14 protein-coding genes and 1 riboswitch are annotated in these 14,717 nt (G+C 38.5%); of the genes, 10 read left to right on the top strand and 4 right to left on the bottom strand.

Features of this window, described 5'->3' with window-relative positions:
* Positions 1 to 116: 116 nt before the first annotated feature.
* Positions 117 to 1,031: a ribonuclease Z gene (gene rnz, locus BCELL_RS20940; RefSeq protein WP_013490799.1), complete on the bottom strand. Its 915-nt coding sequence runs from the start codon at positions 1,029 to 1,031 to the stop codon at positions 117 to 119.
* Between the two features lie 277 nt (positions 1,032 to 1,308).
* On the opposite strand from rnz, the gene BCELL_RS20935 reads away from it, so the two are divergent.
* Genes BCELL_RS20935 through BCELL_RS20915 form a run of 5 tightly spaced genes read left to right on the top strand, consistent with a single transcriptional unit; the run spans position 1,309 to position 6,282 of the window.
* Positions 1,309 to 2,226, top strand: coding sequence for a DUF7847 domain-containing protein (locus BCELL_RS20935; RefSeq protein ID WP_013490798.1), 918 nt, complete (start codon positions 1,309 to 1,311; stop codon positions 2,224 to 2,226).
* 32 nt (positions 2,227 to 2,258) lie between these two features.
* Positions 2,259 to 2,891 (top strand): hypothetical protein, encoded by a 633-nt coding sequence (locus tag BCELL_RS20930; RefSeq protein ID WP_013490797.1) that lies wholly within the window; start codon positions 2,259 to 2,261, stop codon positions 2,889 to 2,891.
* Positions 2,892 to 2,916: 25 nt separating this feature from the next.
* Entirely contained in the window at positions 2,917 to 4,047 is a 1,131-nt protein-coding gene (locus BCELL_RS20925) for a DUF4350 domain-containing protein (protein ID WP_041809259.1), read from the top strand.
* On the top strand, positions 4,044 to 4,973 hold the full coding sequence (locus tag BCELL_RS20920) for an AAA family ATPase (RefSeq protein WP_013490795.1): 930 nt from the start codon (positions 4,044 to 4,046) through the stop codon (positions 4,971 to 4,973). The genes BCELL_RS20925 and BCELL_RS20920 overlap by 4 nt, the downstream gene beginning before the upstream one ends.
* Positions 4,974 to 4,980: 7 nt before the next feature.
* A complete protein-coding gene (locus BCELL_RS20915) occupies positions 4,981 to 6,282 on the top strand; it encodes a DUF58 domain-containing protein (RefSeq protein ID WP_013490794.1) in 1,302 nt (433 codons plus the stop codon).
* A gap of 125 nt (positions 6,283 to 6,407) precedes the next feature.
* Here BCELL_RS20915 and BCELL_RS20910 read toward each other — a convergent pair whose 3' ends face one another.
* The gene (locus BCELL_RS20910) at positions 6,408 to 7,370 is read right to left on the bottom strand and encodes a stage II sporulation protein M (RefSeq protein ID WP_013490793.1); all 963 of its coding nucleotides are present in this window, start codon (positions 7,368 to 7,370) and stop codon (positions 6,408 to 6,410) included.
* A 101-nt stretch (positions 7,371 to 7,471) separates the two neighbouring features.
* Between BCELL_RS20910 and BCELL_RS20905 the strand changes: the two genes are divergently transcribed.
* Positions 7,472 to 8,272, top strand: a complete 801-nt coding sequence (locus tag BCELL_RS20905) for an RDD family protein (protein ID WP_013490792.1) — start codon at positions 7,472 to 7,474, stop codon at positions 8,270 to 8,272.
* Between the two features lie 112 nt (positions 8,273 to 8,384).
* Here BCELL_RS20905 and BCELL_RS22320 read toward each other — a convergent pair whose 3' ends face one another.
* The gene (locus tag BCELL_RS22320) at positions 8,385 to 8,516 is read right to left on the bottom strand and encodes a DUF4023 domain-containing protein (RefSeq protein WP_013490791.1); all 132 of its coding nucleotides are present in this window, start codon (positions 8,514 to 8,516) and stop codon (positions 8,385 to 8,387) included.
* 178 nt (positions 8,517 to 8,694) lie between these two features.
* Here BCELL_RS22320 and BCELL_RS20900 point away from each other — a divergent pair, with 178 nt between their 5' ends.
* Both BCELL_RS20900 and aguB read left to right on the top strand, forming a co-directional pair.
* Entirely contained in the window at positions 8,695 to 9,714 is a 1,020-nt protein-coding gene (locus BCELL_RS20900) for an agmatine deiminase family protein (protein ID WP_013490790.1), read from the top strand.
* A 16-nt stretch (positions 9,715 to 9,730) separates the two neighbouring features.
* Complete coding sequence (gene aguB, locus BCELL_RS20895) at positions 9,731 to 10,609, top strand: N-carbamoylputrescine amidase (RefSeq protein ID WP_013490789.1); 879 nt, start codon at positions 9,731 to 9,733, stop codon at positions 10,607 to 10,609.
* A gap of 262 nt (positions 10,610 to 10,871) precedes the next feature.
* On the opposite strand, the gene BCELL_RS22835 is transcribed toward aguB, so the two are convergent.
* Positions 10,872 to 11,759 carry a hypothetical protein gene (locus BCELL_RS22835; protein ID WP_013490788.1) on the bottom strand — a complete coding sequence of 296 codons (888 nt, stop codon included), beginning with the start codon at positions 11,757 to 11,759 and terminating at the stop codon, positions 10,872 to 10,874.
* Positions 11,760 to 12,343: 584 nt separating this feature from the next.
* On the opposite strand from BCELL_RS22835, the gene BCELL_RS20890 reads away from it, so the two are divergent.
* Positions 12,344 to 13,255 carry a glycerophosphodiester phosphodiesterase gene (locus BCELL_RS20890; RefSeq protein WP_425357464.1) on the top strand — a complete coding sequence of 304 codons (912 nt, stop codon included), beginning with the start codon at positions 12,344 to 12,346 and terminating at the stop codon, positions 13,253 to 13,255.
* 18 nt (positions 13,256 to 13,273) lie between these two features.
* A complete protein-coding gene (locus BCELL_RS20885) occupies positions 13,274 to 14,419 on the top strand; it encodes a CapA family protein (protein ID WP_013490786.1) in 1,146 nt (381 codons plus the stop codon).
* A 124-nt stretch (positions 14,420 to 14,543) separates the two neighbouring features.
* A riboswitch (cyclic di-GMP riboswitch) is annotated at positions 14,544 to 14,623 on the top strand.
* Positions 14,624 to 14,717: the final 94 nt, after the last annotated feature.

Here is a 14,717-nt window from a genome sequence, read left to right as displayed (position 1 = left end):
ATGAACAAAAAACTATTCCAAAACTGGAATAGTTTTTTTTCTATATCAAAAATGGAAATAACGCCACCAATTGGATCTCAGTCAGCTACAATCTTTACTATCCTCCAGTAAAATTTTTAAATTTGAAAGGTTTTTAAATCTTCAGCTATATAAGTCTGAGGAAAGACTTCCTTTGCTTCTAACAATAGCTGTTTCATATCATCCTTTTGATATCGAGAGCTAATATGAGTAAGGATAAGCTGCTCGACACGAGATAGCTTTGCTACTTTAGCAGCTTCTTCTGTAGTCGCGTGAAAGTACTCGTGTGCGATCTGCTCGTCTTTATGTGCAAAAGTCGCTTCGTGTACTAACGTATGAACGCCTTTACAAAGCGCTATCGAACGAGAAGAAAATCTCGTGTCTCCTAAAACCGCTACAGATTTACCCTTTTTCGGCGGACCGATAAAGTCTTCGCCATGAAACACTCTCCCGTCCTGTAACGTTACAGAACGACCAACTTTTAAATCCTTTAATATTGGCCCGGGAGGAATACCGGCAGCAACCACTTTATCCATGAGTAAAGAACCAGCCTGTTCCTTTTGATCAACCCTAAAGCCATAGGAGTCAATCCCATGCTCCAGTAGTTGAGTAGTAACAATGTACTCATTATCTTCATATATGACGCCATCATTCTCGAGCTCTTTAAAATGAATAGGATACTTTAAATAAGTGGTGCTCACCTTTAAAGATGTTTCAATAAAATGTTGTATTCCAACAGGTCCATATACCGTTAAAGGTGTTTCAGCGCCTTGAAATGAGCGACTTCCTAATAATCCTGGGAGGCCAAAGATATGATCGCCATGCAAATGACTAATAAAAATGCTATTTATTTTTCTTAGCTTTATAGGTGTATGTAATATTTGGTGCTGCGTTGCTTCTCCACAATCAAACAACCAAAACAAGCTATCATTATGTAAGTGTAGTGCGATAGAAGAGACATTTCTCTCTTTTGCAGGAATACCCGCACCAGTTCCTAAAAACGTAACCTTCATGTTTTACCTCCAATAAAAATATAAAATGAAAAGGGTCTTTTACATACATGTTTAATGGACAGTTCACCTTTCGTTTACCCAAGTCTGAAAAAACTAAAAAATTATACGGAAACAGTCAATTAAAAAATAAACAGGAGCATAGCTATATTTAGGTTATCAAATTAGATGAAGTAAGACTATTTATATAGTTTGCATATATTTACAAAAACACTACAAAAAAATGTTAAAATGATCATTATGGTGATATTGAAAAAATACATAGAAGGGGGAAATCTGCATGAAAGATAGGTTAAATAAACCTAAAGGTTTTGGGGAAATTCTCGATGTAACATTTTCCTTAAGTAAGAAACATTTTATTAACTTCTTTAAAATATTTTTATTTTTGATCGGTCCTGTTATTTTAATAGAAGCTCTAATAAGGGCAGCGTTCGGTACTAGCTTAATACGTGATGTAGCTGGGGGAACATTTCTTGAGCAGTTTACATCCGTTTTCGATGATCCAGAGCCGTATGCAACCTCAGAAATAATAGCCGATTTATGGATTGCGTTAGTCAGCTTTATTTCTTTGTTTCTATATCCAATTGCATATGCTGCGATCATCCTTGCAGTTAACCGTATACGAAAGGGTGAAGAGTATACGGTTGGGGGAGTCATTAAGCAAGCATTCTCACGCTTTTGGCCAATAATTGGAAGCTCTATTCTTTTCTTTCTTATTTTGTTTGGGATGATTATCGTACCTAATATCGCGCTTCTGTTTATCGGTGTTATTGGTATCCTCATACACCCTGTAATTGGTGTAATTTTAGTATTCATTTTTGGTTTAGCTGCATTTATCGGGCTCGGACTACTATTAACTCGTTGGGCCTTTTTCTTAGGATCTGTCGTATTAAAAGAGGAGAGCCCTGGATTATCAAGAAGCTGGCAATTAACGAGAGGTCGCATGTGGGCATCATTTGGTTTGATTATCGTATTTACTTTAATTATATCGTTGGTTGGTCTCGCCTTCGAATTTTCATTCATGGCACTATTAGGTCACAGTGTATTATTTTTTACTGTGATGAACTTGATCATGCTCGTGACACAGATGATCACTGCTGTTGCATACTCAGTCGTGTATACAGACTTAAAAACGCGACATGATGCAGAAGATATTAAAGATTTACTTGAAAATTATAACGGTTCGATACAGGAATAACCTATTTCCATGTGAAAGCTAGGTGAATAAAAATGGCTGATCATGCTAGAGAGCAGCTAGAAAAGATTTTAGACACGCCAGAATATCAAGTATATTATGAGGATAATCGAGGCTTAATTGAAAGAATAATCGATTTCGTTTTACATTGGATAGGAGAACTACTCTCACGGTTATTTCCGAACATAGCCATTGGTTCGGGAGTATCTGGAGCAGTTTTTGTTTTTATCGTTATCCTTGGCTTAGCGCTATTAGTTGTCATCTTTCTTCTTGTCGCTAGAACTATAAAAAGAAGAAGAACATTCCGTGACAATCAGCCGCTACAAGCAATGAATGAAATGAGCTGGTCGTATGAAAAGCATTTATTAGAAGCCGAAAAGCATGAAGGAAAAGGTGAATACTCTTTAGCAACACGACACATGTTTTTAGGGCTACTCCTTTACTATCATGACATAAACTGGCTCGAGGCAAAAATTTGGAAAACAAACTGGGAGTATTACGATGAGTTAAGGAAAGTAAAGAAATCTGATGCTGAATTATTCTTTAAGTTTGCCATCTTATTTGATGAAGTGACTTATGGAGAAAGATTAATAGAAAAAGAAGAGTATATTCCTTTCCGTGACGAAGTAGCAAACATTTTAAAAGGGAAGCAAGAAGATCACAACTAGGAGGTGAGAGGGCCGTTTGGAGAAAATGAAGAATGTAAGGCGAATGATTGTATGGATTTCTATTTTGGCAATATTTTTAGTCGTTAGTTACTTTGGCTTTTCCAATCAACCGAGAGAATATCCAGCATACATATCTTCCTCTCCATCACCTACTGGTGTAAAAGCACTTTACACTTATATGGAGAATGAATATGACGATGTGACGAGATGGTATAACTCTCCCGATGTATTGCAATCTGAGCAAAGCTTATTATTAATGATTGAACCTTTTTTCGTACCTATGGAAGAGGAAATGAATGAATACGTACGTTTTATGGAAGAAGGAAATACGATTTTACTTTTCAGTGAAAATCCTGTAGGGATGTTTGATATAAAGGTCGAGTATGGCTACCTGACTGAACCACTGGAAGAAGAATACCATTCTGTTCAAATGAATGAGCAAAGCTATCAATCGATGTTTCTTTCAAACATACGAATACAAACGGAAGAGAATGATGAGGTACTCATTACGGATGATTTAGGTGCGATAGCCATTCGTCGCCCTATCGGTGAAGGGCATTTAATGATCGTGAATACACCACATTGGACGATGAACACATACTTACTTGACTATGATCATATTCCTCTTGTGCTGCAGATGATTGAGGAAGGCTATGAAGACCATGAAGCGATTATTTTCGATGAGTATATACATCATCAAGGGAATGCAGCAACGTTTATCACTGTTTATCCAAAATGGTTTATCCTATTTATGATTCAAGGTGCATTACTCGCAATTTTATTACTACTGTATCAAGGAAAACGTTTTGGCCCAATATATCAAGTTCGTGATGAAGCGGTACGTTTTAGCGATGAAGGCACCCGTGCATTAGCTGCTTGGTATTTAAGAGGAAGTAGGTATGCCGATGCGCTAGCTATGCAAGCCGATTATCTCAAGCTCCTCTTGCAGGAAAAATGGATGATCTCGTATAACAGAGAATGGAAGGATATCTCAGAGGAACTAGATAGAAAATGGGCTAGAAAATCACATCAAGAAATAAAAGCATTTTTAGAAGGGTTACACATTGTATTAGGGAAACAAAAGGTCAGTAAGCAAGAGTTTTTACTCTGGTCGAAACGCTTAGAGGAACTTAGAAAAGGGGTGGAAGAAGGATGAGAGAGAAGCTAACATCCTTATTGGACAGCTATGAAAAACGCATTTTAGGTCAAAGCACAAATTTAAGACTATTATTATCTGCCGTATTAGCCGGTGGTCACGTACTTATTGAAGGTGTTCCAGGAACAGGAAAAACACAAATGGTAAGGACGCTCGCAAACCTTTTAGGCGGTGACTTTAATCGTATTCAATTTACACCAGATCTTCTTCCTAGTGATATTACGGGTAGTACGATTTATAACATGAAAGACAGTTCATTTGAAACGTTAAAAGGGCCAATTTTCACGAACGTATTGCTAGCGGATGAAATAAACCGTACACCAGCTAAAACGCAAGCAGCGCTTTTAGAAGCAATGGAAGAAAAGCAAGTAACAATACAAGGAGAGACGTATCAACTAGATGACGTATTCTTTGTTGTAGCTACGCAAAACCCGATAGAGTTTGAAGGGACATATCCACTACCGGAGGCACAACAGGATCGCTTTTTATTTAAGCTACTCATAGATTTTCCTACTTTAGAAGAAGAACAAAACGTTTTAAAGCAAGTCATTGAAAACAGCTATGATGTGAGTGAAGTAAATGCATTTATCGATATGGACGAATTTTTACTCATTCGAAAAGAAATTGAACAAGTGACGCTTAGCGAAAGTGTACTTTATTACATTATGCAAATTGTAAGAAAAACGAGGGAAGTAGATTCGCTACGCTTCGGAGCAAGTACCCGTGCAGCAATTGCAATTGGTAAGGCAGCACAATCATGGGCATACATGGCTGGTCGCGACTATGTCACACCAGATGATGTGAAAATGGTGGCGCGTCCAGCGTTAAGACATCGTGTACAATTATCTCCACATATAGAATTGGAGGGGGCGACTGTTGACCAAATCATCAATGAACTGGTGGGGGCGATTCCTGTTCCGAGATAGAGGGATATTGCCTACGAAGAAGCTGATTCTTCTCATGTTAGTTGTTTCGCTCAGCCTCTTCGTAGCAAGCTTTTTCGGAATCACCTGGACCTTTATTATACTTTGTAATGCAGTAGTGTTATTTGCAACCTTTTTAGATCTTTTCCTTTCTCCAAATAAAAGACAGCTTTCTTTTGAACGAGTATTACCGCAGGAAATGGAGAGAGATATTACGTATGAAGTGGAATTAAAAATAGAAAATCATTCAGATAAGGCGATTAAATTTCGCTTCAAAGATGATTTACCACAATCGTTTAAAAGACCGTTTCCGTACTATGGCACTGCAGAAAAAGATCGTGCGACAATAGTTACATACGAAACAGCAGCACCTGTAAGAGGCGAATATACAATCAACCAGCTGTATTTTCGCTATCGAAGTACGTTAGGCTTATGGGAAAAACAAAAGACTGTCAATATGGAGAAAACCGTTAAAGTTATTCCAGATTTAACGGAAACGAAAGAGTATTTAGAGAATGCACAAAAGTTTTTACTACACGAAGGCGTAAAAATAAAAAAACAAAATAGTAGTGTCGGTGAATTCGCTAAAGTAAGAAACTATGTCGTTGGAGACGATCCAAGAAAGATTAATTGGCGGCAAACGGCTAAGCTACAAGAAGTGATGACGAATGAATATGAACCGGAGCATGGTAAACATATTACATTACTAATCGATTGTGGCAGAATGATGGGTGTAGAGCTAAAGCGAGGAAATCGGTTGGATAAGTCTTTAGAAGCGGCTATCGCAGTGGCTGCGGCGGCGTTGAAAAAGGGCGATTACGTGGCTGTTCTCGCTTTCTCCAAGGGCACGAAAGTATATGTGCCACCGGGCAAAGGGATGGAGCACCTTCAAACGATTTTAAAAGCGGTCTATAACCTTAAAGCTGATGCAGCGGAATCGAACTACGGCGTCGTTTTGAACTACTTGCAAACCGTACAAAAAAAACGGAGCTTGTTGTTACTGTTTAGTGATGTAAAAACGTTTTTACATGAAGAAAGTGCATTAGCTTATTTAAGACGTTTAAGACAGCGTCATGTGTTTTTAATGATTGGAATAGAAGATGAAGAACTTAGAAAGCAAATAAAGAAACAGCCGAGCGATATGCAGTCAACAATGGTGAAAAGTATTGCACAGCAGCAAATGGTATTTAAAAAGCGAGAGAAAAATAGATGGGAAAAGCAAGGTCTACAAATGATCGAAGCAAAAGAGGAAAACTTAGCTGTTACAGCAATTTCAAACTATATTGATATTATCAACCGTGGGTTATTATAATTCCCTTGTAAAGCATTACCTTGGCAGGCGAGCGTTATGAAGTGAAAATCACCAACAAAGCTTATCACAGCCTAAAAACTCCCCAAACCATACAGCGCGACAGTTTGGGGAGTTAAGAAAATCATTTATGACGTCTTATTTTTTAATAATAAGTTACCGATTGCTACATAAAGTAAGAGGCCAATCACAGTTAATATTGCAACGAGATACTTTGCCTCAAGAGAAATGGAGGCAGGAGTAATAAAGCCTTCTATTAGTCCAGCGATAATAAAAATTGGGATCGTACCGATAAGAAGCTGCACGGACCTTTTTGCTTGCACCTTCAATTGGTAGCTCCTTGAATAATTCCCTGGAACGAACAGCTTATATCCCATAAGAAGACCAGCGCCACCCGCAATGAATATCGCAGCAAGCTCAATCATACCGTGCGGAACGATATAAGCCCAAAACTCGTATGTCATACCGTAATGCCAAAACAGGGCAGCAAGTGCGCCAACTATAATACCATTATAAATAAGGATATAAACGGTTAATAATCCGAAAGTAATACCACCTGCAAAGGCTAATATCGCCACTTGAATATTGTTTGTCATAATACTTGCTGACATAAGAGAAGGATCTATCGTATCATGATTAGCACCTAATTGTTCAGGGTCGACCCCTTGAGCAATTTCAGCAGGAAGCACCGTATATAAATGTAGTGGATCGCTTAAAACGGCAAAAAAGCTTCCTAAACCACCTAATGTAAACAAAATCATCGCTGCGATAACAAACTTCCATTGTTCCGTTAGTAAACGAATAAATTTTTGGGTAAAAAAGTAATGAATTTGCTTTACGCTTGTTAATTGATCTTTATAAAGTAAGTTATGAGACTTTGAAACGAGGCCGTTTAAGTACTCTGTGACTTCTTCATCTTTAAAGTACGTTTGACTATAGGATAGGTGTTGTGTTGTCTTTTGATAAAGCTGATGGAAACGCTCAATATGATCTCCAGTAACACGTTTCCTTTTTTTATGTAATGTTGTGATCATTTGTTCTAGCTCTTTCCAGTCTTCGCGATGCTGCTGAACAAATTGCTTTACATTCATGAAACCACCTGCCTTTAAATACTATATCCTTCCATTCTATTATAGTAACATGAATGAAATATAGAAATACATATAGAAAATTAACCGAAGAGGTGAAGCGGATGAATGATGAACAAGTCTCGATAAAAACGCCTGAATTTGTATCACTTCAATTTCAGCCTGCAGGGTTAGGGAGTAGAGCACTCGCCTTTATGCTCGATCAACTCATTATATTGTTGGTCAATATAGGTATCGTTATTTTGACGGTATTATTTATAAGCGGTCAAAGTTTTTTAATAGGAATGAATTCACCGAACGTGGCTATGGCAGTTACCATCGTCCTTATTTTTATCGTTAATACGGGTTACTTTTTCGTGTTAGAGTACTTTACTGGTGGAAGAACGATAGGTAAAAAAATGATCGGAATTAGAGTGATTCAAGAGAGTGGCCATAGTATTACATTATTATCGAGCTTTATTAGAAATTTTTTACGTCTTATTGATTCATTACCGATGGCGTACTTAGTAGGAATCTTAATGATCTTTTTTCATTCAAAGCACAAGCGTTTAGGTGATGTAGTAGGTGGAACGATTGTCGTTCATGAAAGAAGAGCAAAAAAATCGAATAAGAAAACAGCGTTAGAGAAGGAAATAGAAAGAAGAAGCTTAACGAAAGACGATTTGGCGATTGACGTATGGGCATTGAAGTCTATTAGTGCAGAAGATTGGAAGCTAGTCAAAACGTATAGTGAGCGACTATTACATTTACCGATGAATGAACGTGACCCATTAACTCGCAAGGTTGCCAATGCTTTATTAACAAAGGTCGGAATAGAAGGAACTGGTAAATCAAATCGGGAGTTAGAAAGCATCCTGTTTGTTCTTTATTTAAAGCTGAAAGAAGAGTGGGAGTTTGAGTTGTAGCGCTCGCAACTTGCACCGGAGAGGGATTTGGGAAGTAGAGGTTGACAGAAAAGGTGAAAATACACCTTTTCGATCAACCTCTTTTTAATCGTTTAAGAAAAATTACCTTTTCCTACTTGTTTGTGCTATGCTGCTTATTCGGTAACTTGTGGCTAGGATTGCCTGTTCCTTGGCGTTTTTTATTTCTTTCTGCTTTACTTTGTTTATCATGTAAATTTTCCACAAATTCATGTGTATTTTCCATCTTTAATATCACTCCTTCAATGTCGAACTCTATTTTAATTTTTCCTTACATCGATAAAACATACGTGCATGAAAGAGTAGGAAAAATTTTATTGTAGCAAAACAATAATTATTATATGATGAGCGATAGGACAAAATAGTCTTGACAAAAATTTAACGTAAAAAAGAGTGATGAATGTATGGGAAAAATATCAAATATGTATATGCCCCCAGAATGGGTGCCACATAAAAGAACATTAATTTCATGGCCAGTAAAAGAATCAATGGTTTTTCCTGACGACTATGACGTTGTCACGAACGGCTATCAAGAATTAGTTACAGCTATTTCAGAGTTTGAGCCAGTTACTGTAATCGTAAACGAAGCAGATGTCGCGAAAGTAAATGAATTATTTTCTCTTAACAATAACGTTGAGGTGTTATCCATTGAGCATAACGATGCGTGGTTACGTGATAATGGTCCAACCTTTGTGATCAACGAAGCTGGTGAAAAAGCAGGAATAAATTGGATTTTTAATGCTTGGGGAGAAAAATATGCCCCTTGGGATTTAGATGACAATGTCGCGCCCAAAATATTGAAGCATTTTAACATAAAACAAATAGATGCACCAATTGTAATGGAGGGTGGCTCCTTTCATGTTGATGGAGAAGGCACGTTAATTACAACGGAAGAATGCTTACTGCATCCTAATAGAAACCCTTCTCTTAGTAAGACGGAAATAGAACAGCATTTGAAAACATATTTAGGTGTTGAAAAAATAATTTGGTTAAAGCGCGGATTAAGTGGGGATGAAACAGATGGTCATGTAGATAATATCGCCTGCTATGCTGCACCGGGGAAAGTAATTATGCAAGTGTGCGAAGATAAACATGACGAAAACTATGAAATCACGCAAGAAAATATAACTATTTTAGAGAATACGACAGATGCTAAAGGTAGACGTTTAGAAGTAATTCAAATTAATCAACCACCAAAAGTAATGCAACAATCACAAAGACTTACTTTGAGCTACTTAAATTTTTACTTTGTGAATGATGGAATTATTTTACCTGTTTTCGGAGGTACTGCAGAAGAGACAGATAACCAAGCAATCGATGTGCTGCAGCAAGTGTTTCCAAATCGAAAGATACGAACGATTGATGGAATGGCAATCATTAAAGAAGGTGGAAATGTCCACTGTACTACTCAGCAAATGATTTAATCAATGAGGTGAAATGATGAGAAAAGTAAAGGTAGCAGCAACACAAATGAGCTGTTCATGTGATGTTAATGAAAACATCAGTAAGGCCGATAAGCTTGTGAGAGAGGCTTCAGACAAGGGAGCCAACATTATTTTAATTCAAGAGCTTTTTGAAACGCCTTATTTTTGTCAAAAGGAAAAAGCAGAGTATTACGCATATGCAACTGAAATAGAAAGTAATAGAGCGATCAACCATTTTAAAAAGGTAGCAAAAGAGCTTCAAGTCGTATTGCCAATTAGCTTTTACGAAAAGAAAAACAATGCGAGATACAATTCATTAGTCGTTATCGATGCAGATGGTTCGCTTCTTGGCACATACCGAAAAAGTCATATTCCAGATGGACCTGGCTACGAAGAAAAATTTTATTTTAATCCTGGTGATACAGGATTTAAAGTATGGAATACAAAGTATGGAAAAATTGGCGTAGGGATATGCTGGGATCAATGGTATCCAGAAGCGGCTAGATGTATGGCATTAATGGGAGCGGAGCTTCTCTTTTATCCAACTGCAATCGGCTCAGAGCCACATGATGATACGATCGACTCTAAAGATCATTGGCAAACCGTGATGCTTGGTCATGCTGCGGCAAACCTCGTTCCCGTTATTGCCTCAAATCGTGTCGGAGTGGAGGAAGACGATGATTCTAAAATTACGTTTTACGGTTCTTCCTTCATTGCAGGACCGCAAGGCAATAAAATTGAAGAGGCAGACCGAACAGAAGAAACAGTATTAGTCGCAGAATTTGATTTAGATGAACTAGACACACAAAGAATAGAGTGGGGAATTTTTAGAGATCGTAGACCAGATCTATATAAAATCATTACTTCCTACGATGGAGAATTAATCGTTGAATAATGTTTAGTAGGAGGCTGACTCAAAAGGTCGATTTTTACCTTTTGAGTCAGCCTCTAAGCAATGTGCGTAGCCACCGCAATCCCTTAAAGACCACTATAAGTGGTTTTTTATAGTGGTCGCGCGGTGAGTGGAGCCATTGCCAAAAATTTAATAGCTTTTGGGACAGCCTCATTTCTACGTTTTAGGGAAAGGGAGCGAGCGAGAGCGTTGCCATCTGCCTTTGAGCGGTGGGGAAAGTGTGTGGAGGGAAGATGGCGGTGTGTTATCTGCCCTTGAGCGTAGAAAAAGAAGTGTGAAGGAAAGAAGGCGCCGCCCCAACTGCCCTTGAGCAAATAAAAAGTGTTGTGAAGGTAAGATGGCGTTGCCCCAACTGCCCTTGAGCGAATAAAAAAAAGTGTGAAGGTAAGATGGCGCGTTGCCATCTGCCCTTGAGCAAATAAAAAATAGCGTGAAGGTAAGATGGAGCCGTCCCATCTGCCCTTGAGCAAATAAAAAGTGTTGTGAAGGTAAGATGGCGCGTTGCCATCAGCCCTTGAGCGAATAAAAAATAGCGTGAAGGTAAGATGGAGCCGCCCCATCTGCCCTTGAGCGAATAAAAAAAAGTGTGAAGGTAAGATGGAGCCGCCTCAACTGCCCTTGAGCGAATAAAAAATAGCGTGAAGGTAAGATGGCGCGTTGCCATCTGCCCTTGAGCGAATAAAAAATAGCGTGAAGGTAAGATGGCGCTGTCCCATCTGCCCTTGAGCAAATAAAAAATAGTGTGAAAGTAAGATGGCGCGTTGCCATCAGCCCTTGAGCAAATAAAAAATAGCGTGAAGGTAAGATGGTGCGTTGCCATCTGCCCTTGAGCAAATAAAAAATAGCGTGAAGGTAAGATGGCGTTGCCCCAACTGCCCTTGAGCGAATAAAAAATAGCGTGAAGGTAAGATGGAGCCGCCCCATCTGCCCTTGAGCGAATAAAAAATAGCGTGAAGGTAAGATGGCGCGTTGCCATCAGCCCTTGAGCAAATAAAAAGTGTTGTGAAGGTAAGATGGAGCCGCCCCAACTGCCCTTGAGCGAATAAAAAATAGTGTGAAGGTAAGATGGCGCGTTGCCATCAGCCCTTGAGCAAATAAAAAGTGTTGTGAAGGAAAGAAGGCGCGTTGCCATCAGCCCTTGAGCGAATAAAAAATAGCGTGAAGGTAAGATGGCGCGTTGCCATCAGCCCTTGAGCGAATAAAAAATAGCGTGAAGGTAAGATGGCGCTGTCCCATCTGCCCTTGAGCAAATAAAAAATAGTGTGAAAGTAAGATGGCGGCGCCCCATCTGCCCTTGAGCGAATAAAAAATAGTGTGAAGGTAAGATGGCGCGTTGCCATCAGCCCTTGAGCAAATAAAAAGTGTTGTGAAGGTAAGATGGCGCGTTGCCATCAGCCCTTGAGCAAATAAAAAATAGCGTGAAGTTAAGATGGCGCGTTGCCATCAGCCCTTGAGCAAATAAAAAGTGTCGTGAAGGTAAGATGGCGTTGCCCCAACTGCCCTTGAGCGAATAAAAAAAAGTGTGAAGGAAAGATGGCGGCGCCCCATCAGCCCTTGAGCAAAAGAAAAAGCACCTGAAGGTAAGTTAGCAACACCCCATCTGAAATTCTCCCAAACTATGCAATAAAAAACACGCAATCTCCCCTCGGAACCAGCAATATTTTCCATTAAGCAAGTATAGAAACTCTACTAATATCGAATAATATTACTTACGAAATAAGAAAGGGTAGATACAAGTTGCACAAAGCTTACATGAGTATAAAAATCGCATTGTTATTGATGATGTTGATACCATTATCTCAAGCAAGCACAGCAGTAAATACACAGATACATGAATTAGCGTATAGCGTAAACAAAGCAAAGCTTCCTATAGAAGATACTTATGTTGTTGCGCACCGTGGAGCCTCTGGCTATGCGCCAGAAAATACGTTAGAAGCGTTTGCATTAGCTAAGAAAATGGAAGCTGATTTTATCGAGTTGGACATTCAACGTACAAAAGATGGTACACTAATAGTATTACATGACAAATTAGTTGATCGAACGACAAATGGTGAGGGAAAAGTAAAGGATCTTTCATTACATGACATACAACAACTAGATGCTGGATCATGGTTTAACGAAAAATACCCGAAATACGCAAAAAAAGAGTACGTTGGAGCAAAGGTACCTACGTTAGAGCAAGTATTTGAGACCTTTGGCAATAGTATTCAATACATCATAGAATTAAAATCTCCCCATCTTTACCCAAAGATGGAGATGGAACTATTAAACCTCCTTGAAAAATATCAAATTGAAGACGATCACATCATCATACAATCGTTTGATGAAAAGTGTTTAGTTAACATCCACAAACAAAACGCCAATATTCCATTATTCCAGTTATTAAAACGACCAAATACAGACGAGCAACAGTTAAAATTGATTAAAAAGTATGCGGTAGGCGTAGGACCGAATTTTAAACGAATAAATGAAGACTATGTACGAAAGGCAAAAAGTTTTCAGTTATATATTCATCCCTATACATTAAATGATGAATTCGAAATTGAAACGGCATTAAATTGGGGGGTATCGGGGATTATTACAAATTATCCTGATAAAGTGAAGCGAAAGCTGAGTGATAAGAAGTGATAAGAAAGGAGTGGAAAAATGACTAAAAGGATAATAGCGAGTTTTGTTTTGATGGCAATTCTTTTTGGCTGTCAAGAACAAGGAAAATACGAAGGTCAACATTTTGAAGAAAGAAAAAATGAGCTATCTTTATTAAACGCTGCAAATGACAACATAGAAAGAGCTGTCGTTGTTGAGGAGAAAATGACAATTGGAGCAATAGGAGATGTATTGCTGCATAATCGTGTTTATGAGCTTGCCGAAACGGATGAAGGCAAATACGATTTTTCCCCAATGCTTGAAGAGGTTGCCCACCTTTTAGAGAAACCGGATTTTTTAATGGCAAACCAAGAATCGATGCCAGGAGGAGTGGAAATCGGTTTATCCTCTTACCCAGCCTTTAATAGCCCGCAAGAAATAGTAGAAAACTTACAAGACGTGGGAGTCGACATGGTGATCGGTGCGAATAACCATACGTTAGATCGGGGAATGAAGGCGGTAAATAGTGCACTGAACTTTTACGATGAGATTGAGATGGATTATGTTGGTGTTTATCGAAATACGGAAGATAGAGAAACGGACCGCATAGTAGAAATGGATGGGATATCGGTAGGTGTACTTGCCTATACATATGGTACAAACGGGATTCCTATCCCGCAAAATCACCCGGACGTAGTTGCTTTAATTGAGCCAAACAGAATCGTATCTGACGTAGCTAATTTGAAAGAAAAAACAGACGTCGTCGTTGTACACATGCATTGGGGTGATGAATATAAAAGAGAGCCTAACCAGGAGCAAAGGCAACTAGCACAAACATTATCAGAAGCTGGAGTCGATATTATTTATGGTCACCACCCACACGTACTACAACCAATTGAAATTGTAGAAAACGATGTAAATGACAACGAGACAATCGTTTTTTATTCTTTAGGAAATTTCCTATCAGGTCAGTACTTTGACTTTACTGATATCGGAGGGATAGGCACAGTGGAGATAACGAAAATAACTAACGGAGAGGATGTAGAAGTTAGCATAAAAAATCCTGAAATTATTCCTACGTTAGTAGTACAAGAGAATGACCTTTATCGTGTAAAGCCATTAGAGTCTACAGATGGCTCTCCAATAACAGGTTCGACTTTTAAAGAAACGATTGCGCATACATTGCTTTATTTAGATGAAGAGTAGCAAGGAATAGAAACACCTACTTTAGCACTAAGACTATTTTAACGAAAATACTTTTCAACGAGGGCAATACATACTATAATAAAATGAAGAGTTATGTCGATAATTGGAAATTTTTAAAATAAATTTAATATTGGGGCAAACTGTGCGAAAGTGCAGGACGCAAAGCCACGGGTCTAAGCATAGTATGATAGCCGGGTTACCTAGTATATTCTAGAGTAAACTGCTATAACGTTATATGCAGTTTTTTCTATTTTTATTAACGAAAACGTTTTCGTGAACAAGAGTAATATATTCACAA

Source organism: Evansella cellulosilytica DSM 2522 (genome assembly GCF_000177235.2).
In the GTDB taxonomy this organism is placed as follows: domain Bacteria; phylum Bacillota; class Bacilli; order Bacillales; family Salisediminibacteriaceae; genus Evansella; species Evansella cellulosilytica.
The sequence above is the reverse complement of the archived record's forward strand: the minus strand, read 5'-3'. Positions and strand labels throughout refer to the sequence as shown.

Coding starts and splice junctions, on each gene's coding strand:
- aguB (WP_013490789.1), top strand. CDS start 9,731: ATGAGAAAAGTAAAGGTAGCAGCAACACAAATGAGCTGTTCATGTGAT.
- BCELL_RS20885 (WP_013490786.1), top strand. CDS start 13,274: ATGACTAAAAGGATAATAGCGAGTTTTGTTTTGATGGCAATTCTTTTT.
- BCELL_RS22320 (WP_013490791.1), bottom strand. CDS start 8,516: ATGGAAAATACACATGAATTTGTGGAAAATTTACATGATAAACAAAGT.
- BCELL_RS20925 (WP_041809259.1), top strand. CDS start 2,917: ATGAAGAATGTAAGGCGAATGATTGTATGGATTTCTATTTTGGCAATA.
- BCELL_RS20905 (WP_013490792.1), top strand. CDS start 7,472: ATGAATGATGAACAAGTCTCGATAAAAACGCCTGAATTTGTATCACTT.
- BCELL_RS20935 (WP_013490798.1), top strand. CDS start 1,309: ATGAAAGATAGGTTAAATAAACCTAAAGGTTTTGGGGAAATTCTCGAT.
- BCELL_RS20930 (WP_013490797.1), top strand. CDS start 2,259: ATGGCTGATCATGCTAGAGAGCAGCTAGAAAAGATTTTAGACACGCCA.
- rnz (WP_013490799.1), bottom strand. CDS start 1,031: ATGAAGGTTACGTTTTTAGGAACTGGTGCGGGTATTCCTGCAAAAGAG.
- BCELL_RS20900 (WP_013490790.1), top strand. CDS start 8,695: ATGGGAAAAATATCAAATATGTATATGCCCCCAGAATGGGTGCCACAT.
- BCELL_RS22835 (WP_013490788.1), bottom strand. CDS start 11,759: ATGGCAACGCGCCTTCTTTCCTTCACAACACTTTTTATTTGCTCAAGG.
- BCELL_RS20920 (WP_013490795.1), top strand. CDS start 4,044: ATGAGAGAGAAGCTAACATCCTTATTGGACAGCTATGAAAAACGCATT.
- BCELL_RS20910 (WP_013490793.1), bottom strand. CDS start 7,370: ATGAATGTAAAGCAATTTGTTCAGCAGCATCGCGAAGACTGGAAAGAG.